Origin of the sequence: Methylovorus menthalis (assembly GCF_020523625.1) — a bacterium.
Lineage (GTDB): Bacteria > Pseudomonadota > Gammaproteobacteria > Burkholderiales > Methylophilaceae > Methylovorus > Methylovorus menthalis.
The window spans coordinates 219,109-241,669 of sequence record NZ_JAJAQH010000003.1; the positions used below are offsets into that span (position 1 = coordinate 219,109).

The following is a 22,561-nucleotide window of genomic DNA, read 5'->3' on the forward strand; positions in this document are numbered from 1 at the left end:
CAAGTCGTCTCGCGCATGTTGCGCTTTAGGCTTGCCATGTGGGCATGCTAAAATCATGCGCTTGTATTCATGGCTTTATTTGTGCTGCTGATCTTGGCTTGCAAATGCAATATTCTTGGATTGCTGCCCTGGCTTCTGGCCCAAGTTCCATGATGAATTTTTCAGGTTTTGAACTTGAACAGTGGCTTCGCAGGCCACGTGCATTTAGATGGCTCCGCGCCAACCCACGGCGGTGGCAGAATATTAATTGAAAATACTGGCGTAATGAACCTCTTAAAAGCTCTGGCTACTGTCGGCAGCATGACCTTTGTCTCGCGCATCCTCGGTTTTGTGCGCGACACGCTCATTGCTCGTGTATTTGGCGCTGGTATTTATACCGATGCTTTTTTCGTCGCCTTTAAAATTCCCAACCTTTTGCGCCGCCTGTTTGCGGAAGGCGCATTTTCGCAAGCGTTTGTACCCGTGCTGGCCGAATACAAAAATCGGCGCGGCCATGAGGAAACCCGTCTTCTGGTAGATCATGTCGCCACCTTGCTGGGGCTGGCGCTTATCGTCGTGACGATATTGGGCATGCTGGCAGCGCCCTGGGTGGTCTATATCAGTGCCCCCGGCTTTGAATCCGAGCCTGACAAGTTCGCCATGACCGTAGCGCTGTTGCGCGTGACCTTTCCCTATATCTTCTTCATTTCGCTGGTCTCGTTGGCGGGCGGCGTGCTGAATACCTATAGCAAGTTTTCCGTGCCAGCCTTTACGCCGGTCTGGCTCAATATCACCTTCATCGTGGCGGCACTGTTTTTTGCTCCCTACTTTGATCCACCTGTCATGGTGCTGGGGTGGGCGGTATTTGCCGGAGGTGTGCTGCAGCTGCTGTATCAGATTCCCTATCTGCGCCAGATTGGCTTGCTGCCGCGCATACGGCTGGGCCTGGGCGACGAGGGGGTCTGGCGCATCTTGCGCCTGATGGGCCCGGCGGTGTTTGGTGTGTCGATTGCGCAGATTTCCCTGCTCATCAACACCATTTTTGCCTCGTTTCTGCAGACTGGCAGCGTCTCCTGGCTCTACTACGCAGACCGCCTGATGGAATTTCCGACCGGCATCCTGGGTGTGGCCCTGGGGACCATCCTGCTGCCCAGCCTGTCCAAAAGTTTTGCCGACAAGGCCGATGGCGAATATTCGCAATTGCTCGACTGGGGTTTGCGCTTGACCTTTATTCTGGCATTGCCTGCGGCAGTGGCACTCGCGGTGATTGCCGTGCCGCTGGTGGCGAGCCTGTTTCACTACGGCGCGTTTTCTGAACAGGATGTCTGGATGACGCGCCAGGCCTTGATGGCATACAGCCTGGGGCTGCTCGGCCTGATTCTGGTCAAGGTGCTGGCGCCTGCCTTTTACTCGCGCCAGGACATTAAAACTCCGGTGAAGATCGCCATTTTTACCCTGCTGGCGACGCAGGCGATGAATCTGCTGTTTATCGGTCCATTCAAGCATGCCGGGCTGGCGCTGGCCATTGGCCTGGGGGCTTGTCTTAATGCGGGGCTACTGTATTTCTACCTGCGCCGCGCCAATATCTACAAGCCGCAAGCTGGCTGGTGGGGGTTCATGTTCAAATTGCTGGTCGCGGTTTCAGTCATGGGCGGCGTACTGTATGTCGCCATGGGCGATAACCAGCACTGGATGCACCTCAAGTTGCTGGCAAAGCTGACTTCCGTGACCATGCTGGTAGGGTTGGGAGCGGTTTCTTATTTTGCTGCGCTGTGGCTGATGGGCATACGCCCCAAAGATTTCATGCGGCGGGTGGCTATCTGATGCGGGTATTCCGACATTTTCCTGATAGCGGACAACGCTTACCCGCAGCGCTGGCGATAGGCAATTTCGATGGCGTGCATCTGGGGCATCAGGCCTTGTTGCGCCAGCTGGTGCAAGTGGCGGCGGCAAAAGGATTGCAGCCCGTCGTCATGACGTTTGAACCGCATCCCCGCGAATTTTTCACTCCACTGCAAGCTCCGGCACGCTTGACCTCACTGCGCGAGAAGCTCGAGCACTTTATCGAGGCAGGCGTGGCAGATGTGTACGTTTGCCATTTCAATCAGCGCTTTGCTGCGTTGGAGGCTTCTGCCTTCATGCAGGATGTTCTGCGCGGGCAATTGAATGCCGAAGCCATTCTGGTGGGGGATGATTTTCGCTTTGGTGCGCGGCGCCAGGGTGGACTGGATGATCTGCGCCAGGCGGGTTTTTCACTGGAAAGTGTGCCGGAGATTCAACTGGATGGCGATCGCATTTCCAGCACGCGCGTACGTCAAGCACTGCATGATGGCGATTTGCCCTTGGCGAGTGCCTTGCTGGGACGCTACTACAGCATCAGCGGCAAGGTGGTGCATGGCCGCAAGCTGGGGCGGCAGCTGGGATTTCCCACTGCAAACATACACATGCGGCACGAACGGCCTGCACTGACCGGGGTATATGCGGTAAAATTGGACGGTTTGCCGGGGGTTGCTAATCTTGGGGTGCGCCCGACCATTGCCGGAACCCCGCGCCTGAGTCTCGAGGTCCATCTGCTGGACTACAGTGGCGACCTTTATGACCGCCATGTCCATGTCAGCTTTCTGAAAAAGCTGCGTGAGGAAATGAAATTCCCCGGGCTGGATGCGCTCAAGCAACAAATCGCGCTGGATAGTGCCGAGGCGCGTGCATTTTTTGCCAGCCAACCAACCTGATGGTTAAGCAATACCGATATACATTTTTCAAGCCTTAGGGCTCAACTTAAAGATACGCGTTCATGACCGACGAAACCAAATACCCGCTTAACTTGCCGGAAACCAGCTTTCCCATGCGTGGCGATCTCGCCAAGCGTGAGCCAGGCTGGCTGAAAGCCTGGCAGGATAAAAAACTTTACCAGCGCATCCGCAAGGCACGTCAGGGCAAGCAGAAATTCATCCTGCATGACGGCCCGCCGTATGCCAACGGGGATATTCATATCGGTCATGCCGTCAACAAAATCCTGAAGGACATCATCGTCAAATCCAAGACCCTGAGTGGTTTTGATGCCCCCTATGTGCCGGGCTGGGATTGCCATGGCCTGCCTATCGAGCTGATGGTGGAAAAGCAGCACGGCAAGAATATTGATCCTGCGCGCTTCCGCGAGCTGTGCCGCGAATATGCTAGGGAGCAGATTGAGCGCCAGAAGAAGGATTTCATCCGCCTGGGCGTGCTGGGCGATTGGGATCATCCCTACCTGACCATGGACTTCAAGACCGAGGCCGACATCATGCGCGCCCTGGGGGAGATCTATCAGAATGGTTACCTGTATCAGGGCAGCAAGCCCGTGCATTGGTGCGTGGACTGCGGCTCTGCGTTGGCCGAAGCCGAAGTGGAGTACGAGGACGTCAATTCGCCTGCCATTGATGTGGGTTTTCGCTTTGTTGACAATGATGCCCTGAGTGCCGTTTTTGACACGCCATTGGATGGTGATGTGTATGCCGTCATCTGGACCACGACTCCTTGGACGCTGCCTGCCAACCAGGCAGTGAGCGTGCATCCTGAGCTGGATTATGATGTGCTTCGCACAAGCAAGGGCCTGCTGGTGTTGGCGCATGCCTTGGCCGAGGCTACGCTCAAGCGCTATGGCGAAGAGGACGCGACTACGCTCGGCAGCTGCAAAGGCTCAAGCCTGATGGGCTTCATGTTGCAGCACCCGTTCGATAAGCGCCAGGTGCCTGTGATCACTGGCGAGCACGTCACCACCGATGCTGGTACCGGGCTGGTCCACACGGCGGCTGCCCACGGTAACGACGACTGGCTGGTGATGCGCGCCAATTACCCTAATGAAAAGCCATTGGTACTCATCGGCGGGGATGGCAAATTCTTCACTAGTGATCTGGTCGAGCTGGAAGCGATCCGTGGCCTCAACCGTCAGGAAGCCAACAAGGTCATTCTCGCCAAGTTGCAGGAAAACGGTGTGCTGTTTGCCAGCGCCCGTCTGAATCACAGCTTTCCGCATTGCTGGCGCCACAAGACGCCGCTGATGCAACTGGCGACGCACCAATGGTTTATCGGCATGAATGCCCAGGACAGCAACGGCACCAGCCTGCGCGAGCATGCCAACCAGGCCGTCGACGCTACCGAATTCTTCCCGGCATGGGGCCGTGCGCGCCTTGAAGCCATGATCAGGAATCGTCCGGACTGGTGCGTGTCGCGTCAGCGCAACTGGGGCGTGCCCATGCCGCTGTTTGTGCACAAGGAAACCGGCGAATTGCATCCCGATACCATGCGCCTGCTGGAAACGGTGGCGTTGCAAGTGGAACAGCAGGGCGTCGAAGCCTGGTTCTCGCTGGATGGGGCTGCCTTCCTCGCCCAGCATGCGCCGAACAATGCCGAGCAATACAAAAAAGTCACGGATACCCTGGACGTCTGGTTTGATTCCGGTGCCACGCATGCGGCCGTGCTCAAGCGGCGCGAAGAGCTGCGCAGCCCGGCTGATCTGTATCTGGAAGGCTCGGACCAGCATCGTGGCTGGTTCCAGTCCAGCCTGCTGACCGGTTGCGCCATTGATGGCCGGGCGCCGTATAACGCCTTGCTGACGCATGGCTTTGTCGTGGATGGTGCTGGTCACAAGATGAGCAAATCCAAGGGCAATGTCGTCGCGCCACAAAAGGTGATGGACACTTATGGCGCCGATATCCTGCGTCTGTGGGTGGCTTCCACCGATTACTCCGGCGAACTCACCATCTCCGATGAAATCCTGAAGCGCGTGGCCGAAGGCTATCGTCGCATTCGCAATACCTTGCGCTTTCTGCTGGCAAATCTGGCTGACTTTGACGCCAGCAAGGATTTGCTGCCAGTCGATCAATGGCTCGAAATCGACCGCTATGCGCTGGTGTTGACCACGCAATTGCAGGAAGCCATCGTCAAGGATTACGACCGGTATGAGTTCCACCTCGCGGTGCAGAAATTTGTCGGCTTCTGCTCAGAAGACCTTGGCGGTTTCTATCTGGATATCCTGAAAGATCGCCTCTACACTACTGGTGCCAGCTCGCATGCGCGCCGTGCTGCGCAAAGCGCGCTCTACCATATCACGCACGGGCTGATGCGCTTGATGGCGCCTATTCTCAGTTTTACCGCCGATGAAATCTGGCAGACGCTGGGCTTGAGCGCAGACGATAGCGTGTTTGAGGAAGAGTGGTATGAGTTTCCAGAGGTGGATAACCAAATTGACTTATGTACTCGTTGGCATAATTTGAGGGTTATTCGTTCAGATGTTATGAAAAAGCTCGAGGAATTGAGGTCATCTGGACAGATTGGATCATCGCTACAAGCGGAGGTTTCTGTCTTTGTTGGAAAACGGACTTTCGATCAAATTGAGTCCATCAAAGATGAACTGAAATTTGTCCTTCTCACATCCGAAGCAAAACTTTATGTGGATGAATCGCTTAATGGTTCTGACTTTGAGGGGGTAATAATTCAAGCTGAATCGTCACCTCATGCCAAGTGCGATCGCTGCTGGCATTACCGTGCCGATGTCGGTGCCCATGCCGACCACCCGACCCTTTGCGGCCGCTGCGTTAGCAATCTGTTTGGTGCCGGTGAGCCACGTCAGCATGCGTAAATGGCTGGCGCTTAGCGCGGCGGTCATTGCGCTCGACCTCTACACCAAGCATCTGGTGGTCAAGGCGTTTGCTTATGGCGAGCATCTGCCGATCACCTCGTTTTTTGATCTGGTGCGTTACCACAACGAGGGCGCGGCATTCAGCTTCCTCAGTCAGGCGGGCGGCTGGCAGCGCGTGTTTTTCAGTGCAATTGCCTTGATTGCATCGGGCATTATCCTGTTCATGCTGCGCCGCCATCCCACACAGAAACTTTTCTGTTTTGCGCTGGCCCTAGTATTGGGTGGGGCGCTGGGCAATCTGTATGACCGGCTGACGCTGGGCTATGTGGTGGATTTCCTGTTCTTCCATTACCAGAGTTTCTATTGGCCCGCGTTTAATGTGGCCGATTCGGCTATCTGCGTGGGCGTCGCCCTGCTGATCCTGGACAGCTTTAAAAAGAAGTCCTGACCCTCTTTTCTAACCGACGGCCCCGGGCGGGCTAGTCCACAGGAGCCATTGCATGCCGGATTGGGAAAAACTCATCGCTGCCAAGGTCGCCGTCGCCAAGCGTGGCTTGCAACGGCCGGGCAAGGTCAATGCCAACGCGCGCATTCCGGCCGGGCAGACTGAGGTCCGGAATTTCCCCGTGCTTGATTTGGGCATCCAGCCCGAGATTCCCTTGCAGGATTGGTCATTGCGCGTATTCGGTCTGGTGCAGAACGACATCACGCTGGATTGGGCGGCCTATCAGGCTTTACCGCAGGTTGAAGATGTTTCGGACTTCCACTGTGTCACCCGCTGGTCGCAGTTGGACATGGATTGGGTGGGCGTTGCCGCCAGTGAGTTATTGATGCAGGCCGGGCCTTTGCCCGAGGCGGGGTTTGTGACCTTGCATTGCTACGATGGCTATACCACCAACCTGCCGCTGGAGGCCCTGCTGGATGATGATGTGATCATTGCTCATAGTGTATTGGGCCAGCCGTTGACGGTTGAGCATGGTGGCCCGGTGCGATTGGTGGTGCCCAAGCGCTATGCCTGGAAAAGCCCGAAGTGGCTGAAGGCGATCGAACTGCATGCCGAAGACCGCCCCGGTTTTTGGGAAGTGCGTGGATATCATAATGAGGCGGACCCATGGCTAGAACAGCGCTTCGGTTAAAGCTGATCGAAACCCTGATGGCCAAGCGTCAGGCGGATCGTGAGGAGAGCAACATGGCTACGGTATTCAAAACCGATGAGGAATGGCGAGCCCAGCTGACGCCATTGCAATATGAAGTCACCCGCAAGGCAGCCACTGAGCGTCCGGGCACCGGCGAATATGCGTTTCGCTTTGAGCCAGGTGTCTATCGCTGTGTATGCTGTGATACGCCGCTTTTTGCGTCGGATACCAAGTTTGATGCAGGCTGTGGCTGGCCCAGCTATTTTGAGCCACTGGACCCGGCCAATGTGCGTGAGAAGCGCGACATCAGCCATGGCATGATACGCACCGAGGTGATTTGCAATGTTTGTGATGCGCATCTCGGGCATGTGTTTCCCGATGGCCCCAAGCCTACCGGGCTGCGGTATTGCATCAACTCTGCTTCGCTAAGCTTCGAGCCTTTGCAACCCGTTCAGGGCTAGGTGTAATTCAAGTCCATCTTTCTTGAGTCGCCTCAAGTGCGGCTGTAGTTACTTGCGGCGGATCAGCCGCTGAATAATGGTGACTGCCAGCACGATCAATCCACCTGCCACGATACCGATCAGGGCATCCAGGGCAATGGTCGCCAGCAAGGCAACCGCGCTGCCTGCACTGGCACTCACCGTGCTTTGCACGTCCGCTGCGAGATGATGCAGCCAGGGCAAGCCATGCGCCAATATGCCGCCGCCCACCATGAACATTGCCGCGGTACCCACCACGGAAAGCGTACGCATCAGCCAGGGTGCGCCTGCCAGTAGCAAGCGGCCCAAGCCACGGCTTAACGCGGCTAATAATGTTTTTCCGCGACGCTTTGCCAGATAGAGGCCACCGTCATCCAGTTTGACGATGCCCGCCACCAGGCCATATACCCCGACCGTCATGATGATGGCGATGCCCGTCAGTACCGAGATTTGCTTGGCAAGCGTGGCGCCCGCCACCGTGCCCAGGGTGATGACAATAATTTCTGCGGACAGGATAAAGTCGGTACGCACGGCGCCTTTGATCTTGTCGCGCTCAAAACTCACCATGTCCACCGCCGGGTCACTCAGCGCCTGTACTTGCGCGGCGTGTCTTGTGTCTTCTTCAGCGCCATGCAGGTATTTGTGCGCGATTTTTTCAAAGCCTTCAAAACACAAAAATGCCCCACCCAGCATCAGCAAGGGCGTGATCGCCCAAGGCAAAAAAGCGCTGATCAACAGCGCGGTAGGCACCAGTATCAGCTTGTTGATAAAAGAGCCCTTGGCCACGGCCCACACCACCGGCAGTTCGCGGTCGGCTTTTACTCCCGCCACTTGCTGGGCATTAAGTGCCAGATCATCGCCCAGTACTCCGGCGGTTTTCTTGGCGGCCACCTTGGTCATGACGGAAACGTCATCCAGTATGGTGGCAATGTCGTCGATCAGGGTGAGCAAGCTGCTACCGGCCATGGTGTTGTCCTGTGTATCAAATGATCCGCCAGTGTACCTGAATGTGTTGCGGATAATAAAAGGCCCCCGGCACACATGGCGGCGGGGGCGGGTAACGCATGGATCTTTTATCAGGCTGCCTGTTTCAGGCTGGCAAGATCAATCACAAAGCGGTATTTCACGTCACTCTTCAACATTCGTTCAAACGCATTGTTGATGTCCTGCATATTGATCAGCTCAATGTCCGAGGTGATGTTGTGCTCGGCGCAAAAGTCCAGCATCTCCTGGGTTTCGCGCAAACCGCCGATCAAGGAGCCCGCCAGTGAGCGGCGCTTGAAGATCAGGTTGCCAATATTCGGCGTCGGGTGAGGGCTGTCCGGCACGCCGACCAGGCAATGCGTGCCATCACGCTTGAGCAGGGAGGTGTACTGATCCAGATCATGAGGTGCGGCGACGGTATTCAGGATGAAATCAAAACTCTGTGCGTGCTTGGCCATTTCTTCCGGGTTTTTGGAGATCACGACTTCATCCGCGCCCAGGCGCTTGGCATCTTCTACCTTGCTGGCTGAGGTAGTGAACAGCACGGTGTGAGCGCCGAAGGCATGCGCAAACTTCACGGCCATGTGACCAAGACCGCCGAGGCCAACCACGCCGACCTTTTGACCAGGGCCCACCTTCCAGTTGCGCAGCGGAGAATAAGTTGTAATGCCAGCGCATAGCAATGGCGCGACTGCGGCCAGGTCCAGTTTCTCTGATACCTTCAGCACAAAGCGCTGTTCCACCACGATCAGGTTGGAATAACCGCCATAGGTAGATTGCCCGGGCATTTGCTTGTCCGGCGAGTTGTAGGTAAACACCGCGTGGTTACAGTATTGCTCCAGGCTGTCTTCGCAATCCGGGCAGCTGCGGCATGAATCCACCAGGCAACCAACACCTGCCAGATCGCCCGCCTTGAACTTGGTAACGGCGCTACCGACCTTGGTCACGCGGCCAACAATCTCATGCCCTGGCACCATGGGGAAAGTCGAGTTACCCCATTCATCGCGTACCTGGTGCAGGTCCGAGTGGCAAACGCCGCAAAAAAGAATCTCGATTTCGACGTCATTGGCACCTACTTCGCGACGCTCAAAGCTGAAAGGGGCCAATGGTTTCTTGGGATCATACGCGGCATAACCAATTGCTTTTGCCATGGGGGAACCTCCGCAGAATTATTAGAAAACAGAAGAGACTGTGCCGAACGGCACAACGTCATATAGGACAGTATGCAATAGTCTGGTGTTCCAATAAATGATGCAGTCTTGAAATCAGAATTCCGAAAAATGAAACAATCTTTTATGGCTTGGAGTGGAACTTGATATCTCCTGTGAAGCCCGGACTTGGATTTTATTTTTATATCGCCATGCTTTTTTTGCAAACCTCTTGTGGTATCGCGCCTTACATAAACTGTACTGAGGGTAAAAAAGTGCATGTGGGAATGACACAGGCCGAAGTGATAAAGCTGATGGGCGATCCTTACTTTGTCAGCCTTAGCAAAGGCTCCTTCGTCTTTGGTTGGCAGGATAAAGAGGATGTGAGGCAAGTGAAAAATAACCTTCAGGTCACCATTAACCCGCAAACCAGGCTTATCAACAAGGTGGAAGGAACTTGCTTTCAATGACCAGGATAGTTGTTCTCTTGATGTTGGTTTTTCTCATCAATCTTCCGATGGCCGTACCTGCTCTCGCGGATACCGTGGTTGGCATGCCATTTAATGTAAAAGGCGAGCGCCTGGATGTGACAATGCCTCCAGGCTGGAAGATCGTCTGGATGGAAGGTGACCCCAGGGGGGAATACTTTGTGGAGTATGCGCCGCCAGGGGAGGATGTGGAGACATGGAAAACGGGGCATCTTTCCATCATCAGAAAACCGTATCCCTCTGCCCAAACCATGAAGGAAATTAGCGATGCCAAGCTCAAGGTTGCGGATGTCGCGTTGATTGGTATGGTCAAGCGCTTGTCTTCCGCGTGTGCCGCATATGAGGAAATCACCATGCGCACGACGACGGCCAACGGGCTTTATTTAGCACTTGGTGGAGGATTTTGTGGCAAGCCATCCGAAAATGCCCCTTTGGGCGAAGGTGCGTTCGTCGCTTTTTATGAAAGCAAGAATTTTATATACAAGGTGCAGTACAGCTGGCGCCCACAATCCGAAGCCGAAAAACAAAGTTCGCCATGGGGTATCGATGCTGCTCACGCCAAGCTTTATCGCGAATCCATCAAGTCAGCCACGCTTTGCGATGAAAGCAAGAAAACCTGTAAAACGCGTTATCTGCCTTGAGTAAGCTTTTTGCCTCGGCATGTATCCATTGTCGAGGCAAAAAAAAGCCCCTCATTCCAAAAGGATGAGGGGCTTTTTTCATGGCGGAAAATTACGAAATAGCAGCAATTGCCTTTTTCACGCCAGCAGCATAAGCCGGGTCGGCCTTTTCAAACTGGGCCAGCACGCGTGCCTGGATGTCTGCATTGGCTTGCGACAAACCACCGGCGATGTTGTTGAACAGCTGTTGCTTCTGGTCATCATTCATCAAGCGGAAGAGATCACCGGCCTGCGTGAAATAGTCTTCCTCGCTTTGGTCGTGGTAGCCAATCCAGGCTTGTTCCAATACTGGCATTGGCGGTGGTGCAAATTCCGCTGCGGGTACTGGCGCACCTTCTGCTGCCCGATCATTCGGGTAGAAGTTCGGCGAGCCGAGGAAGGCATTTTCATGACCATGTGCCGGGCAACCCATGCCTGCCATGGCGCCATCGCGCTGGTAATGGTTCACCGGGCAGCGCGGGGCGTTGACAGGCAACTGGTTGGCGTTAACACCCACGCGATAGCGATGCGCATCCTGATAAGCCAGCAAGCGGGCTTGTAACATCTTGTCCGGTGAAGCGCCTACACCAGGCACCAGATTGCTGGGCGCAAAGGCGGCTTGCTCGGTTTCGGCAAAGTAGTTGCGCACATTGCGGTTCAACTCCAATTGGCCAACTTCGATCAAGGGGAAATCCTTGTGCGGCCAGATCTTGGTCAAGTCGAACGGATTGATGTGATAACCCTTTGCTTCAGCTTCCGACATGATCTGCAACTTCACCGTCCAGCTGGGGAAATCACCGCGATCAATCGCATCTACCAGATCCTGCTGGGCACCAAACGCTGGCATCTTGGCGGCTTCTTCATTGGTCAGGGTTTTAATGCCCTGATTGGTCTTGAAGTGCCATTTGATCCAGTAACGCTGGCCATCCTTTTTCCAGAAGCTCAGCGTGTGCGAGCTGAAGCCGTGCACGTGGCGATACGAGGCTGGGATACCGCGGTCCGACATCAGGATCGTCATCTGGTGTAAGGATTGCGGGTGGTTGGCCCAGAACTCGAACGCATTGGCCGGATTGGGCAAGTTGGTACGCGGGTCTTTTTTCTGACTGTGAATAAAGTCCGGAAACTTGATCGGGTCATTCAAAAAGAACACGGGTGTATTGTTACCCACAATATCCAGGTTGCCTTGCGGTGTGTAGAACTTGACGGCAAAGCCACGTGGATCGCGCGCATAGTCGCTGGAGTCCTGGCCGCCACCTACGGTAGAGAAGCGCAAGAACACGTCGGTCTTTTGCCCCACATCCTGCAAGAAGCTGGCGATGGTGTAATCCTTGAGGCTCTTGCTCAAGGTGAAGGTGCCGTAAGCACCGGTGCCGCGAGCATGCACCACACGCTCGGGAATGCGTTCGCGATTGAAGTGGGCCAGCTTTTCAAAAAGGTAGTGATTGTCAAAGGTCAGTGGGCCACGTGCTCCAACACTAATGCTGTTATTGTCATCGGGCACGGGGGCGCCGGCAGAAGTGGTTAAGATGTCTTTGCTCATTACGATTCTCCTTATCTCGGTTGATAACCTGGCGGTGGCGCCGTGGTATGGGTGCCATAGTAATGAAAGTTTATTGATATCTGAAGTTGATTGTTTTGATGTTATCAATAAGTAAAACTGATCAAAAAATTCCTACCCTGCTGACTATAAAAAAAGAAGGCGGTTTCTACTAGAGAAACCGCCCACAGCGGAGATGAAACCAGTGATGAATTGAAACGGCAGACCTGATTAACTATTCAGTGTCCTGCTCTTCAAATGGCAGCTCGGATTCGAGCCACATGACATTGATGATGCCAAATGCCAGCGCCAGTCCGACGCCCAGTATCCAGGTGAAATACCACATGTGCGTGCTCCTTAGTAGGCTGTATGCGAGTTGTCGCGGATATGCTGTACCGTGATCTTGCCGCGCAGCACGCGGAATACCCAGGAGGTATAGATCAGGATCAGCGGCAGGAAGATCAGGGTCACGATGAACATGATGCCCAGCGTTTTCTTGCTGGAGACCGCATCCCACAAGGTCAGGCTGCTCACCGGGTCGGTGCTGGAAGGCATGATGAACGGAAACATGGAAAACCCGGCCGTGAGGATGATCCCAGCCAGCGCCAGGCTGCTGAAGACAAAGGCACAGCGCTCCCATTTTTTTGCCGCACTCAGCAAGGCCAAGGCAATGCCGGCAAAGCCGAAGGCGGGTGCCAGCATCATCCAGGGGTAGGTGCTGTAATTGCTGAGCCAGGCTCCAGCCACTTTTTCCACGGTTTTATGGAGTGGGTTGATGGCGCTATTCACGTCTGGAATCTGCAGCAGTCTGTAACCCTCAATGCCGGCTGCCAGCCACAGGCCTGCCAGCGCAAACAGGATGGCGCAGGCAATGCCACTGATGCGGGCCGCGCGGGCAGCGCGCTTTTGCACGGCACCCTCGGTGCGCAATTGCAGGTAGATGGCACCGTGCATCAGCAGCATGGTCAGGCTGACCAGGCCACAGAGCAGGGCAAACGGATTGAGCAAGGCCCAGAAGCTGCCAGTGTAAAACGAGCGCAGCGTGTCGTCGTAATGGAAGGGCAGGCCCAGCAGTAAATTGCCAAAGGCCACGCCAAATACCAGCGATGGCACAAAGCCGCCGACAAACAGCGCCCAGTCCCAGCCATTGCGCCAGGCCGGACTTTCCATCTTGCTACGGTAATCAAAGCCCACTGGGCGGAAAAACAGGGCAAACAGCACCAGCAGCAAGGCCACATACAGGCCGGAGAAGGCTGCCGCATACACCAGCGGCCACGCCGCAAAAATGGCGCCACCTGCGGTAATCAGCCATGTCTGGTTACCCTCCCATACCGGGCCCACCGAGTTGATGATGACACGACGCTCGTCGTCGGTTTTGCCCAAAAAAGGCAGCAAGGTGGTCACGCCCATGTCAAAGCCATCCATGATGGCAAAGCCAATCAGCAGTACCCCTACAAATAGCCACCAGATAAGCTTGAGGGTTTGATAGTCGATGATCTCGCTCATGATTTTTCCTTAAGCAGTAGCACGCGATGAAACTTCAAAGTGATAGCGACCGGTATGCAGGCTGGAAGGCCCGAGGCGCGCGTACTTGAACATCAGGAACAACTCGATCAGCAGCAGCAGGGTGTAGAAGCCGAGAAAGCCGGCAATGCTGAAATAGAGTTCACCGGTGTTGAGCGATGAGGTGGACAGATGCGTCGGCAGGATGCCGGAAATGGTCCATGGCTGGCGTCCCATCTCGGCGACCACCCAGCCCATTTCGGCGGCAATCCATGGCACAGGGATCGCGACCACGGCCAGGCGCAGCAGCCAGGTTTGGCTGGCAATAGTGCGTTGAGCAGAGTAGTAAAACGCGGCGCCCAGCATGAACAGCATCAGCACGCCCAAGCCGACCATGACACGGAAACTCCAGAACAGCACGAATACATTGGGGATGGTATCGGCGGCCGCGAGTTTCACTTGCTCATCCGTCGCATCCACCACATTCGGCGTGTATTTTTTCAGCAGCAGGCCATGGCCCAGATCATCCTTGACCGCATTGAAGGCCGCTACGGCTTCGGCGCTGGTGTCGCCACTTTTTAGCTTCTGCAGGGCAGCATAGGCCACCATGCCATTGCGGATGCGGTCTTCGTTTTCTCGCTTGATGTCTACCAGGCCTGTTACCGGCTCGTCCAGCGAACGGGTAGCGATGATGCCCATCACGTAGGGAATCTTGACGGCATAATCGGTGCGTTCTTCTTTCTGGTTGGGCAGGCCAAACAGGGTAAAGGCGGCCGGTGGCGGCTCAGTATGCCACTCGGCTTCCACGGCGGCCAGTTTTACCTTTTGCACTTCGCCCGTGGCATAGCCTGACTCATCGCCCAGAATAATTACCGACAGGATGGAGGCGAGGCCAAAGCCGGAAGCAACCGCAATCGAGCGCAAGGCAAATGCCGTATCGCGCTTTTTCAGCAGATACCACGACGAGATGCCGAGGACGAACATGGCGGCGGTGGTGTAGCCAGCTGCCACGGTATGCACGAACTTGACCTGGGCGACAGGGTTGAACAGCAGATGAGCGAAGTTCGTCATTTCCATGCGCATGGTTTCAAAGTTGAATTCAGCGCCCACCGGATTCTGCATCCAGCCATTGGCAATCAGGATCCACAGGGCCGAGAGATTGGAACCCAGCGCCACCAGGAAAGTAACGCCCAGATGCTGTTTCTTGCTCAGGCGATCCCAGCCAAAGAAAAACAGGCCGACAAAAGTAGACTCCAGGAAGAAGGCCATCAGGCCTTCAATGGCGAGCGGCGCGCCGAAAATATCACCGACGTAATGCGAGTAGTACGCCCAGTTGGTGCCAAATTGGAATTCCATGGTGATGCCGGTGGTGACCCCCATGGCAAAGTTGATGCCGAACAGCTTGCCCCAGAATTTCGTCATGTCGCGGTAGACCTGCTTGCCGGTCATGACATATACGGATTCCATGATGACCAGCATCCACGACAGGCCGAGCGTGAGAGGGACAAACAGGAAATGGTAGAGTGCGGTTGCGCCAAACTGCAGCCTGGAAAGGTCGACGACTTCAGCCGAGGGTAGCATCACATGACTCCTATTGTGAGGTATTCATTATTATGCGGGTGACGGCCGCCTGCCTGTCCTGCTTAGCGATGGGGTGGGAAAAGCAGGCCCACCACAGCAGATACAGCAGGAAGACTTTGGCGACCAGGATCACCGTAATTTCTATGGCCAGACGACTATATTGGCGATTAACCTTGAGTGACGACAGATGCGATATCCAGCGATTTTTCATCATTCAGCATAGTAGTTTGGCTGGCCTCATTATAATAGGCCTTTTTTAAATATGGTTATTAATCTGGGCTTATTTTGCGATGTATAAATTAAATATATCAATGATTTATTATTGATATATTTACTAGTGATGTGAGTCGGCTTATTGCCTGGTCGGGTGCTTGTTCAACTTGCGCTGCAAGGTGCGCCTGTGCATGTTGAGGCTGCGGGCCGTGGCCGAGATATTGCCGTCATGTTCTTTCAACACGCGCTGTATGTGCTCCCACTCCATGCGGTCTACCGATAATGGATTGGTCGCTAGCGGGATATGTTCGTCTGCTTCCTTGCGTTCCAGCGCCTGCATGATTTCATCGGCATCGGCAGGTTTCGCCAGATAGTAGGTCGCGCCCAGCTTCACCGCTTCAACCGCTGTCGCAATGCTGGCGTACCCTGTCAGCACGACGATACGGGTTTCTTCATCTAGCGCTTTCAGGTGGCGTATCAGCGTCAGGCCAGAATCACCCGGCATCTTGAGGTCCAGCACGGCATATTCAGGAGGGTTTTCGGCTGCCATGGCAATGGCCTGCGCGGCATCGTGCGCCACGCTCACGGCAAAGCCGCGCCGCGTCATGGCGCGCGCCAGCACATGGGTAAAGGTCTCGTCATCATCCACCAGCAGCAGGCTGGGGAGTTCGTCCATCTCACTCATGCGAAGAGTCTCTTCAATGGCAGGCTGACGCTTGTGAGCGTGCCGCCTTGTTCACGATTGCTGAATTGCAGGTTGCCGCCCAGGCGCTCAATCACGGATTTAGCCAGAAACACGCCCAGCCCTAGACCGCCAACGCTGTCCTTGTCTGTGGGGGGGGGCAGGGTGGATTCCAGATTCACTGAGGCCTTGGTGGTGAATCCCGGCTCCCCCAGTCGTGCCTGTGTCAGGCTATTGAGGCCGGGGCCATTATCTACAATCTGCAGTTCCAGCCAGTCAGCCCGCCAGCTGGCGTGCACGCTGATGCCATTGGGGGAAGCATCCCCGGCATTATCCAGCAGGTTGCAGATGGCCTGGCCCAAGGCCCGATCAGCCACAATCTGCGGCGCGGGGCTGCTGCCTTGCTGATCCAGCGCCAGAGGAATGGCGGGGCGCATATCCTGCCAGCGGCTGAAGGTATCCTGTAAAAATGCATCCAGCGGGCGACTAAGCCCCGCCTCGGCGCGCAACTCACCAGCGGAACCCGAGAGCGAGGACAGGATGCCTTTGCAGCGGGTGATCTCCTTGCGCAGCAGGTTGAGCGAGTCCGTCAAATCGCGATTGTCCGTGTGGATTTGTCTGAGCTCTTCGGTGACAACTGCCATGGTGGCAAGTGGTGTCCCGAGCTCGTGCGCAGCCCCAGCGGCCAAGGCACCAAGTGCGAGCATGCGCTCACTTTCCAGCGCCTGTTCGCGGGCTTCTGCCATCAGCCGGTCATACTCGCGCAGGCTGCGCCCCATGCGCTCAACAAAAATGGCGATCACACCGGCTGACACTACAAAGCCTGCCCACATGCCCAAGAGATGCACGCTGAAACCGCTCTGATTGGCGTGCATATGCATCATGTGCATGTCCATATTCTGCATGTCCATGCCACCGTCCATCATGTGGGGCATGGCCGTGGGTAGCGGCTGATACCAGAACATCAGGCCGCTGTAGCAGGCAATCGCCAGAGTGGCGACCAGCCAGACAAAGCGCGAGGGCAGGGCGACAGCCGCGACAGTGAGCGGCAACAGATACATCCAGACAAAAGGGTTGGTGTAGCCGCCCGCCTTGTAAAACAGCACGCTGAGCACGCCCATATCCAATAGCAGTTGCACTAAAAGTTCGATATCGGAGACTGGCATGGGATGGCGCAACCGCCACCAGGTCATGCCATTCAGTAACAGCATCAGCAGCATGGCCCCCACCACCGTATGCATGGGCAGGGCCACATCGTAATACAGCATGGCAATGGCGGCTGCCGCACCCAGAACCACGGTCATGACCAGCCGCAGCCTGAGCAGGCGCCTTAGATTAGTCAGCGTGGCAAGCGGGGAGGAGGTGGATGAGAACATGCCGGGAATTCTAACCCAAGTTGCCAGCGCATCGCTGCGGCAAATTGCCACAGCGGTCTTGCTACACAAAGGCCGTACGGGCAAGGGTGCGACAACATGTCGCATGGTGGCGCCATGGGGTAGCCCCTACAATTTCGAGCATGAAAACTTATGCTCCTGTCCTCCCCTCGCTGGCTTACGGGGCCATCATTGCTGCGGTGGCGCTGCCTGCGCATGCCGACCATAACGAAACCGTGGTGCTTGATCCGCTGGAGGTGACTGCAACGCGCAGTGCGACTGACAGCAACCAGCGCGCGCCCGCGGTCATCGAAAGCGTGACGGCACAACAGATTGCCGAGACCATCAACGCCGCCACTGCGGCCGAAACCATCAAATACCTGCCCAGCCTGCAGGTGCGTGAGCGCTATATTGGTGACCGCAACGGCATTATTGCCAGCCGCACTGCCGGTACCTTGTCCAGTGCGCAGACGCTGCTGTATGCCGATGGCATTCTACTGTCCAATCTTCTCGGCAACTCCTTTGCCTATCCGCCGCGCTGGGGCATGGTATCGCCGGAAGAAATTCAGCAGGTGGATGTCATGTACGGGCCTTATTCCTCGCTCTATGCGGGCAATTCCATGGGCGGCGTGGTGAATATCCAGACGCGCATGCCGCAGAAATTTGAAGCGCATGCCAATATGCAATGGTTCATGCAGCGCTTTGATCTCTATGGCACCCAGCAAAACAACGAGGGCAAGCATGCTAGCGCTTCCGTTGGTAATCGCATCAATGATCTCTCTTTTTGGCTGGGCGTGGATCATCTGGATACCTGGGGCCAGCCCATGCAGTTTGCCGTCGCGACCGCCACCACAGGTGGTGCGGGTACGGCAGTGACCGGAGCGTATCGCGATGTCAGTGAAAAAGGTGCATCCCGACTGGTGTTTGGCGCCTATGGCATAGACCACTCGGTGCAGGACAATCTGAAGCTGAAGCTGGCCTATGACATCAGCCCCAGCCTGCAGGCACGTTATACGGTGGGTCTGTGGCAGCTGGATTCCGATACCCGGGTGGACAGTTATCTGCGCACCGCCAGCGGCGCAGCGTTTTACAACGGTAACGTCAGTATTGGTGGCAATACCTACAGTGTACGTGGCCTCAATCCTGCGGCTGCCAACAGTATGCATCTGATGCAGGCGCTACAGCTGCAATCAAAGGCGGATGGCGGGTGGCAATGGCAACTCGGATTGTCGGATTACCGCTACAACCGCGATGAAAGCCGTACCTCGACCGCTGCCAACCCCACCTTGAGCAGCGTGGGGACAGTACAGGATATGCAGGGGACTGGCTGGACAGCCGCTGATGCCCAGGGCACGTTGAGCAAAGGCGCCCATCAGCTGGATGTGGGGTATCACATTGATCACTATGCCCTGCGTAGCGTGACCGATAATGCCAGCGACTGGAGCAGCGCCACCACCACGACGCGCAACAGTGCTTCACGCGGCGATACCATGACCCAGGCGCTGTATGTGCAGGATGCCTGGCGGTTTAATCCGGGCTGGAAGCTCACTACTGGTGGGCGCTATGAATACTGGCGGGCATGGAATGGGCAGAATCAGGCAACCGTGGGCGGCAGCCTTCAAACCAGCGATTATGCAGATATGCAGGAGCACGCGTTTTCGCCCAAGATTGCATTGAGCTTTGAGCCAACGCCCGCCTGGGGATTCAACGCCGCGCTTGGGCGAGCCTATCGCTTTCCTACCGTGAGCGAGCTGTTCCAGAGCATTACCAGTGGCAGCAATCTGGTGCAGGGCAATCCCGACTTGCAGCCGGAGCGGGTGCTGTCCGCCGAGCTTTCTGCCGAGCGGCGTTTTGCCAAGGGCTATCTGCGTGCCACCCTGTTTCAGGAAAACAAGCACGATGCCTTGATCTCGCAAACCGTCACCAATGGCGTCAGCGCCTGTGGCAGCGCCACCTGCAGCTTTATCCAGAATGTGGACCTGGTGCGTACCCGCGGCATTGAGCTCGCAACGCAATGGCAGGATGTGTTTGTGCACGGGCTGGACCTGGGGGGCAGCCTGACCCTGACCGAGGCTGAAATCCTGCGCAATAGCGCCAACCCCGCCACCGAAGGCAATCGTCCTCCGCGCATCCCCAATGCCGTGGCAAAAGCAGTGGCGACCTATCACCAGGGGCAGGCGCTCACTTACAGCTTGGCTTTGCGTTACAGCGGGCGCCAGTATACCTACCTGGATAACAGCGACAGCAACCCGGATACCTATGGCGGCGCCAGTCATTTCTTTTTTGTGGATGTACGCGTGGCCTACAAATTGGCTGACCGCTGGACAGCGGCGCTGGGCATCGATAATCTCAACAACGACAAAGCCTATGTGTTTCATCCCTACCCGCAACGCACGGCCTTTGCTCAACTCAAGTTTGATTACTGATAACGGATTTGCATGCGCATGCTGATGGCTTTACCGGCAATCTGCCGGGCGATAGTGTTGTTCTTGCTGGGCTTGCCAGCACTGCTGGGGGCTAGTCTTGCCCTCGCCCATGAGGGGCATGATCACGGCGCTGCGGCATCGCCCCTTGCCATCTCCCTGGTCTTCGATGCGCAAGGGACGTTGTGGCGTGCCTCGGTAAAAGATGGCCATGTGCTGGTGGATAGTTCCCGCGACAACGGCCGTCATTTTGACGCGCCGCGCGTGGTGAATCCTGACGTGCAGAAAATCGGCGTGGATGGCGATGCCAAACCCAAGCTCGCCATCGGTAGCGCCGGCCAGCTCTATGTCACCTGGACGCAGGCCCTGCAAAAACCTTACACCGGTTATATCTGGTTTGCCCGCTCGGTGGATGGCGGCAAGCACTTCGAGCCGCCGTTTATCGTGCATCAGGACCGTGCCGAGATTACCCATCGTTTTGATGCGCTGGCCGTCACCCGTGTGCCGGGACAAACGCAGGATCGCCTCTACGTCGCCTGGGTGGACAAGCGTGATCTGCTGGCGGCGCAAGCCGCAGGTCAACCCTATGCGGGCGCCGCGATCTATTACGCGGTATCTGACGATGGCGGCGCCAGTTTTGCTGCCGAGCACAAGCTGGCCGATAGCAGTTGCGAGTGTTGCCGTATTGCGCTGGTGACCCCGGATGACGGTTCGGGCGATGCCGTGGCGCTATGGCGGCATGTGTTCGAGGGCGGCGTGCGCGACCATGCCATAGCGCGGTTCTACACCAAGCCCGTCGCTCTCGATGCCATCAAACGCGCCAGCTTTGGCAACTGGCAGATAGATGCCTGCCCACACCATGGCCCGGCGCTGGCCCAAGGCGGCGACTGGGGCTGGCACATGGCCTGGTTTGATGGTGGCACGCATAATCGCGAAAAAATGCCCGGCCTGTTTTACGCCCGCATGGACGGCGAAGCCTGGGTGTCTTCTCCCGCCAAACGCATAGGGGATGGCAGCAAGCAGGCGGGGCATCCTGCGCTCATTAGCCGTGGTGATGCAGTATGGCTGGCCTGGCGCGAGATGGAAGCCGAAGGCAGCCGCCTTTATCTGATGCGCTCGGACGATGGTGGCCGCAGCTGGGGTCAGGCCGAGCCTATGCTGAGCACCGCAGGCAGCGCCGATTACCCCATGCTGCTCATGCACGGCAATCAGGTGTATCTGGCGTGGAATACGGCACGTGATGGTTTGCTGCTGAAGTCGCTGGAGACGGCGCCGTGAGCATGCGTGACCTGGCCGCTATCTGTGGCCGTGCTGCTGCTGGCATGGCGCGGGAGATTGCCCTGGTTGGCTTGCTGATGTTGGTATCCGTGGTCGGCAGCCGCTGGGCCATGGCCGCCGACCTCCAGCCCTGGCAAGGGGACAGTCGTCGCGCACTCGAACAGCAATACGCCCGCAAACCTTTCATCCTGGCGTTGTGGTCACTTGATTGCACCTATTGTGCCGAGGACTTGCGCACGCTGGGCGCCTGGGTGAAGCAGCATCCGCAAGTCACCCTGGTTACGGTGAATACCGATATCGGGCAGGCGACAGAAGCTGCAACATTCATGGATGCGCTGGCTTTGCCAGCCCATGCCCGCTGGCAATTTGCCGGGAATGATGCCGATCGCCTGCGCTACCAACTTGACCCGGCCTGGTATGGCGAGCTGCCACGCACCTATTTTTATGATGCCCGGCACAGCGTGCAGGCCATCAGCGGCAGACCCGCCAAAGACTGGCTGGATAACTGGGGCCGCAGTCTGCCTTAGCGTATCCATGGCTACCCGGATATTCATGCGTGGCGCACTTCTTATCCTGAGTTTCCTGATTTCCCCTTTGTCTCCCATCTGAATCACTGGCGTGTCTGACAGGCCCGCCCCGTCTGCGCCTGCGACATCATGTCGCATTTTCAATTTCCCCCGCTTCGCTAGAATGCCTGCGCAACAGCCACCCCGGGAGCATGCATGACAAGTCAGGTATTGAGTCCGCAGTCACAGCGGCGCGCAGCCCGACTGTTTACCCGGCTATGCATTGTGTCGGTGCTGTTGCTGCCAGCGTTCCCCCTGTTTTTTCTTGGGATCGCCGGTTCCATTTTTATCTATGCCGCTGCTGTGGGGCACCCCAACCCACGGGTAGGTGAGTATGTACGCCATAGCGGTTATCGCCTTTATGGCTTGATCGGCGTGCTGGCAATTGTGCTCAATGTTGGCCATGAAGCCGCTGACCTGCTGGGCGGTGGCTGGACTTTGTTCCTGGCGGTCTGGCTTCTGGCCGTGGTTGTTGTGGTGCCTCTGGGTGTGCGTGATATTGCACGTGCAGGCCGCGAAGCATGGTTGCCGTTTCGGCATGACATGAAATAGAAAAGGAAATAAGTGCATGAAAGCCGCGTTGCAGATCGTTGGATTCTCCGTGTTGTTGATGGCAGGTACTCAGGCTCAGGCAGTCGATGCCAAGGCGGCTGAGGCGCTTGCCCAGAAGAGCAATTGCCTGGCTTGCCATGGCATTGCCAACAAGATCATCGGCCCGGCCTACAAGGATGTTGCCAGCAAGTACAAAGGCGACAAGACCGCCGAGGCAAAGCTGATTCAGAAGGTGAAAGCAGGCGGCAGTGGCGTTTGGGGCACCATGCCCATGCCACCCAATAGCCCGCAGGTAAAGGATGAGGATATTCAGACACTGGTGAAGTGGATACTCAGTCTGTAAGAAGTGGAAGAAAAAGC

At 56.4% G+C, this 22,561-nt stretch carries 22 protein-coding genes; 13 read left to right on the top strand and 9 right to left on the bottom strand.

Going from position 1 to position 22,561, the window contains the following annotated elements:
- Positions 1–264: 264 nt before the first annotated feature.
- The 6 genes from murJ (at position 265) to msrB (ending at position 7,196) form a co-directional block, all read left to right on the top strand.
- Positions 265–1,803 (top strand): murein biosynthesis integral membrane protein MurJ, encoded by a 1,539-nt coding sequence (murJ, locus tag LG204_RS03655; RefSeq protein WP_230335987.1) that lies wholly within the window; start codon positions 265–267, stop codon positions 1,801–1,803.
- Complete coding sequence (locus tag LG204_RS03660) at positions 1,803–2,711, top strand: bifunctional riboflavin kinase/FAD synthetase (protein WP_230335988.1); 909 nt, start codon at positions 1,803–1,805, stop codon at positions 2,709–2,711. The genes murJ and LG204_RS03660 overlap by 1 nt, the downstream gene beginning before the upstream one ends.
- 62 nt (positions 2,712–2,773) lie before the next feature.
- On the top strand, positions 2,774–5,599 hold the full coding sequence (gene ileS / locus LG204_RS03665) for an isoleucine--tRNA ligase (protein WP_230335989.1): 2,826 nt from the start codon (positions 2,774–2,776) through the stop codon (positions 5,597–5,599).
- Positions 5,592–6,047 (top strand): signal peptidase II, encoded by a 456-nt coding sequence (lspA, locus tag LG204_RS03670; RefSeq protein ID WP_049821862.1) that lies wholly within the window; start codon positions 5,592–5,594, stop codon positions 6,045–6,047. The genes ileS and lspA overlap by 8 nt, the downstream gene beginning before the upstream one ends.
- Before the next feature lie 52 nt (positions 6,048–6,099).
- Positions 6,100–6,735 carry a sulfite oxidase-like oxidoreductase gene (locus tag LG204_RS03675; protein ID WP_230335990.1) on the top strand — a complete coding sequence of 212 codons (636 nt, stop codon included), beginning with the start codon at positions 6,100–6,102 and terminating at the stop codon, positions 6,733–6,735.
- The gene (gene msrB, locus LG204_RS03680; protein ID WP_230335991.1) at positions 6,711–7,196 is read left to right on the top strand and encodes a peptide-methionine (R)-S-oxide reductase MsrB; all 486 of its coding nucleotides are present in this window, start codon (positions 6,711–6,713) and stop codon (positions 7,194–7,196) included. Before LG204_RS03675 ends, msrB begins: the two co-directional genes overlap by 25 nt.
- 48 nt (positions 7,197–7,244) lie before the next feature.
- Here the strand turns inward: msrB and LG204_RS03685 are convergent, their stop codons facing one another.
- Positions 7,245–8,180: a DUF808 domain-containing protein gene (locus tag LG204_RS03685; protein WP_230335992.1), complete on the bottom strand. Its 936-nt coding sequence runs from the start codon at positions 8,178–8,180 to the stop codon at positions 7,245–7,247.
- A 110-nt stretch (positions 8,181–8,290) separates the two neighbouring features.
- Positions 8,291–9,349 carry an NAD(P)-dependent alcohol dehydrogenase gene (locus LG204_RS03690; RefSeq protein WP_230335993.1) on the bottom strand — a complete coding sequence of 353 codons (1,059 nt, stop codon included), beginning with the start codon at positions 9,347–9,349 and terminating at the stop codon, positions 8,291–8,293.
- A 173-nt stretch (positions 9,350–9,522) separates the two neighbouring features.
- Here LG204_RS03690 and LG204_RS03695 point away from each other — a divergent pair, with 173 nt between their 5' ends.
- Complete coding sequence (locus LG204_RS03695; RefSeq protein ID WP_230335994.1) at positions 9,523–9,816, top strand: hypothetical protein; 294 nt, start codon at positions 9,523–9,525, stop codon at positions 9,814–9,816.
- Between the two features lie 20 nt (positions 9,817–9,836).
- Positions 9,837–10,475, top strand: coding sequence for a hypothetical protein (locus LG204_RS03700; protein ID WP_230335995.1), 639 nt, complete (start codon positions 9,837–9,839; stop codon positions 10,473–10,475).
- Between the two features lie 91 nt (positions 10,476–10,566).
- Here the strand turns inward: LG204_RS03700 and LG204_RS03705 are convergent, their stop codons facing one another.
- The 7 genes from LG204_RS03705 to LG204_RS03735 all read right to left on the bottom strand — a co-directional run bounded on the left by LG204_RS03705 (position 10,567) and on the right by LG204_RS03735 (position 17,490).
- Positions 10,567–12,033, bottom strand: coding sequence for a catalase (locus LG204_RS03705; RefSeq protein ID WP_230335996.1), 1,467 nt, complete (start codon positions 12,031–12,033; stop codon positions 10,567–10,569).
- Positions 12,034–12,265: 232 nt separating this feature from the next.
- Positions 12,266–12,376, bottom strand: a complete 111-nt coding sequence (gene cydX / locus LG204_RS03710; RefSeq protein ID WP_015829420.1) for a cytochrome bd-I oxidase subunit CydX — start codon at positions 12,374–12,376, stop codon at positions 12,266–12,268.
- An 11-nt stretch (positions 12,377–12,387) separates the two neighbouring features.
- Positions 12,388–13,536 carry a cytochrome d ubiquinol oxidase subunit II gene (gene cydB, locus LG204_RS03715; protein WP_230335997.1) on the bottom strand — a complete coding sequence of 383 codons (1,149 nt, stop codon included), beginning with the start codon at positions 13,534–13,536 and terminating at the stop codon, positions 12,388–12,390.
- Between the two features lie 9 nt (positions 13,537–13,545).
- Complete coding sequence (locus LG204_RS03720; RefSeq protein ID WP_230335998.1) at positions 13,546–15,114, bottom strand: cytochrome ubiquinol oxidase subunit I; 1,569 nt, start codon at positions 15,112–15,114, stop codon at positions 13,546–13,548.
- Positions 15,115–15,124: 10 nt separating this feature from the next.
- Positions 15,125–15,328, bottom strand: coding sequence for a cytochrome oxidase putative small subunit CydP (gene cydP, locus LG204_RS03725; RefSeq protein ID WP_230335999.1), 204 nt, complete (start codon positions 15,326–15,328; stop codon positions 15,125–15,127).
- A gap of 138 nt (positions 15,329–15,466) precedes the next feature.
- A complete protein-coding gene (locus LG204_RS03730; RefSeq protein WP_230336000.1) occupies positions 15,467–16,012 on the bottom strand; it encodes a response regulator transcription factor in 546 nt (181 codons plus the stop codon).
- Positions 16,009–17,490: an ATP-binding protein gene (locus LG204_RS03735; protein ID WP_230336001.1), complete on the bottom strand. Its 1,482-nt coding sequence runs from the start codon at positions 17,488–17,490 to the stop codon at positions 16,009–16,011. The genes LG204_RS03730 and LG204_RS03735 overlap by 4 nt, the downstream gene beginning before the upstream one ends.
- Positions 17,491–17,525: 35 nt before the next feature.
- On the opposite strand from LG204_RS03735, the gene LG204_RS03740 reads away from it, so the two are divergent.
- The 5 genes from LG204_RS03740 to LG204_RS03760 all read left to right on the top strand — a co-directional run bounded on the left by LG204_RS03740 (position 17,526) and on the right by LG204_RS03760 (position 22,544).
- The gene (locus tag LG204_RS03740) at positions 17,526–19,808 is read left to right on the top strand and encodes a TonB-dependent receptor (protein ID WP_230336002.1); all 2,283 of its coding nucleotides are present in this window, start codon (positions 17,526–17,528) and stop codon (positions 19,806–19,808) included.
- 12 nt (positions 19,809–19,820) lie between these two features.
- Positions 19,821–21,083: an exo-alpha-sialidase gene (locus tag LG204_RS03745; protein ID WP_407664163.1), complete on the top strand. Its 1,263-nt coding sequence runs from the start codon at positions 19,821–19,823 to the stop codon at positions 21,081–21,083.
- 2 nt (positions 21,084–21,085) lie between these two features.
- Positions 21,086–21,610 carry a thioredoxin domain-containing protein gene (locus tag LG204_RS03750; RefSeq protein WP_230336112.1) on the top strand — a complete coding sequence of 175 codons (525 nt, stop codon included), beginning with the start codon at positions 21,086–21,088 and terminating at the stop codon, positions 21,608–21,610.
- A 195-nt stretch (positions 21,611–21,805) separates the two neighbouring features.
- Positions 21,806–22,201: a hypothetical protein gene (locus LG204_RS03755; RefSeq protein ID WP_230336004.1), complete on the top strand. Its 396-nt coding sequence runs from the start codon at positions 21,806–21,808 to the stop codon at positions 22,199–22,201.
- 16 nt (positions 22,202–22,217) lie between these two features.
- Positions 22,218–22,544, top strand: coding sequence for a c-type cytochrome (locus tag LG204_RS03760; protein ID WP_407664164.1), 327 nt, complete (start codon positions 22,218–22,220; stop codon positions 22,542–22,544).
- The last annotated feature ends 17 nt before the right edge of the window (positions 22,545–22,561 follow it).

Bases quoted from the DNA above. Each gene is read 5' to 3' on its own strand.
- LG204_RS03745 (WP_407664163.1), top strand. From the start codon at position 19,821: ATGCGCATGCTGATGGCTTTACCGGCAATCTGCCGGGCGATAGTGTTG.
- LG204_RS03705 (WP_230335996.1), bottom strand. From the start codon at position 12,033: ATGAGCAAAGACATCTTAACCACTTCTGCCGGCGCCCCCGTGCCCGAT.
- murJ (WP_230335987.1), top strand. From the start codon at position 265: ATGAACCTCTTAAAAGCTCTGGCTACTGTCGGCAGCATGACCTTTGTC.
- LG204_RS03690 (WP_230335993.1), bottom strand. From the start codon at position 9,349: ATGGCAAAAGCAATTGGTTATGCCGCGTATGATCCCAAGAAACCATTG.
- cydP (WP_230335999.1), bottom strand. From the start codon at position 15,328: ATGATGAAAAATCGCTGGATATCGCATCTGTCGTCACTCAAGGTTAAT.
- LG204_RS03735 (WP_230336001.1), bottom strand. From the start codon at position 17,490: ATGCGACATGTTGTCGCACCCTTGCCCGTACGGCCTTTGTGTAGCAAG.
- LG204_RS03720 (WP_230335998.1), bottom strand. From the start codon at position 15,114: ATGCTACCCTCGGCTGAAGTCGTCGACCTTTCCAGGCTGCAGTTTGGC.
- LG204_RS03685 (WP_230335992.1), bottom strand. From the start codon at position 8,180: ATGGCCGGTAGCAGCTTGCTCACCCTGATCGACGACATTGCCACCATA.
- cydX (WP_015829420.1), bottom strand. From the start codon at position 12,376: ATGTGGTATTTCACCTGGATACTGGGCGTCGGACTGGCGCTGGCATTT.
- lspA (WP_049821862.1), top strand. From the start codon at position 5,592: ATGCGTAAATGGCTGGCGCTTAGCGCGGCGGTCATTGCGCTCGACCTC.
- ileS (WP_230335989.1), top strand. From the start codon at position 2,774: ATGACCGACGAAACCAAATACCCGCTTAACTTGCCGGAAACCAGCTTT.
- LG204_RS03740 (WP_230336002.1), top strand. From the start codon at position 17,526: ATGAAAACTTATGCTCCTGTCCTCCCCTCGCTGGCTTACGGGGCCATC.
- LG204_RS03660 (WP_230335988.1), top strand. From the start codon at position 1,803: ATGCGGGTATTCCGACATTTTCCTGATAGCGGACAACGCTTACCCGCA.
- cydB (WP_230335997.1), bottom strand. From the start codon at position 13,536: ATGAGCGAGATCATCGACTATCAAACCCTCAAGCTTATCTGGTGGCTA.
- LG204_RS03675 (WP_230335990.1), top strand. From the start codon at position 6,100: ATGCCGGATTGGGAAAAACTCATCGCTGCCAAGGTCGCCGTCGCCAAG.
- LG204_RS03730 (WP_230336000.1), bottom strand. From the start codon at position 16,012: ATGAGTGAGATGGACGAACTCCCCAGCCTGCTGCTGGTGGATGATGAC.
- LG204_RS03760 (WP_407664164.1), top strand. From the start codon at position 22,218: ATGAAAGCCGCGTTGCAGATCGTTGGATTCTCCGTGTTGTTGATGGCA.
- msrB (WP_230335991.1), top strand. From the start codon at position 6,711: ATGGCTAGAACAGCGCTTCGGTTAAAGCTGATCGAAACCCTGATGGCC.
- LG204_RS03750 (WP_230336112.1), top strand. From the start codon at position 21,086: ATGCGTGACCTGGCCGCTATCTGTGGCCGTGCTGCTGCTGGCATGGCG.
- LG204_RS03755 (WP_230336004.1), top strand. From the start codon at position 21,806: ATGACAAGTCAGGTATTGAGTCCGCAGTCACAGCGGCGCGCAGCCCGA.
- LG204_RS03700 (WP_230335995.1), top strand. From the start codon at position 9,837: ATGTTGGTTTTTCTCATCAATCTTCCGATGGCCGTACCTGCTCTCGCG.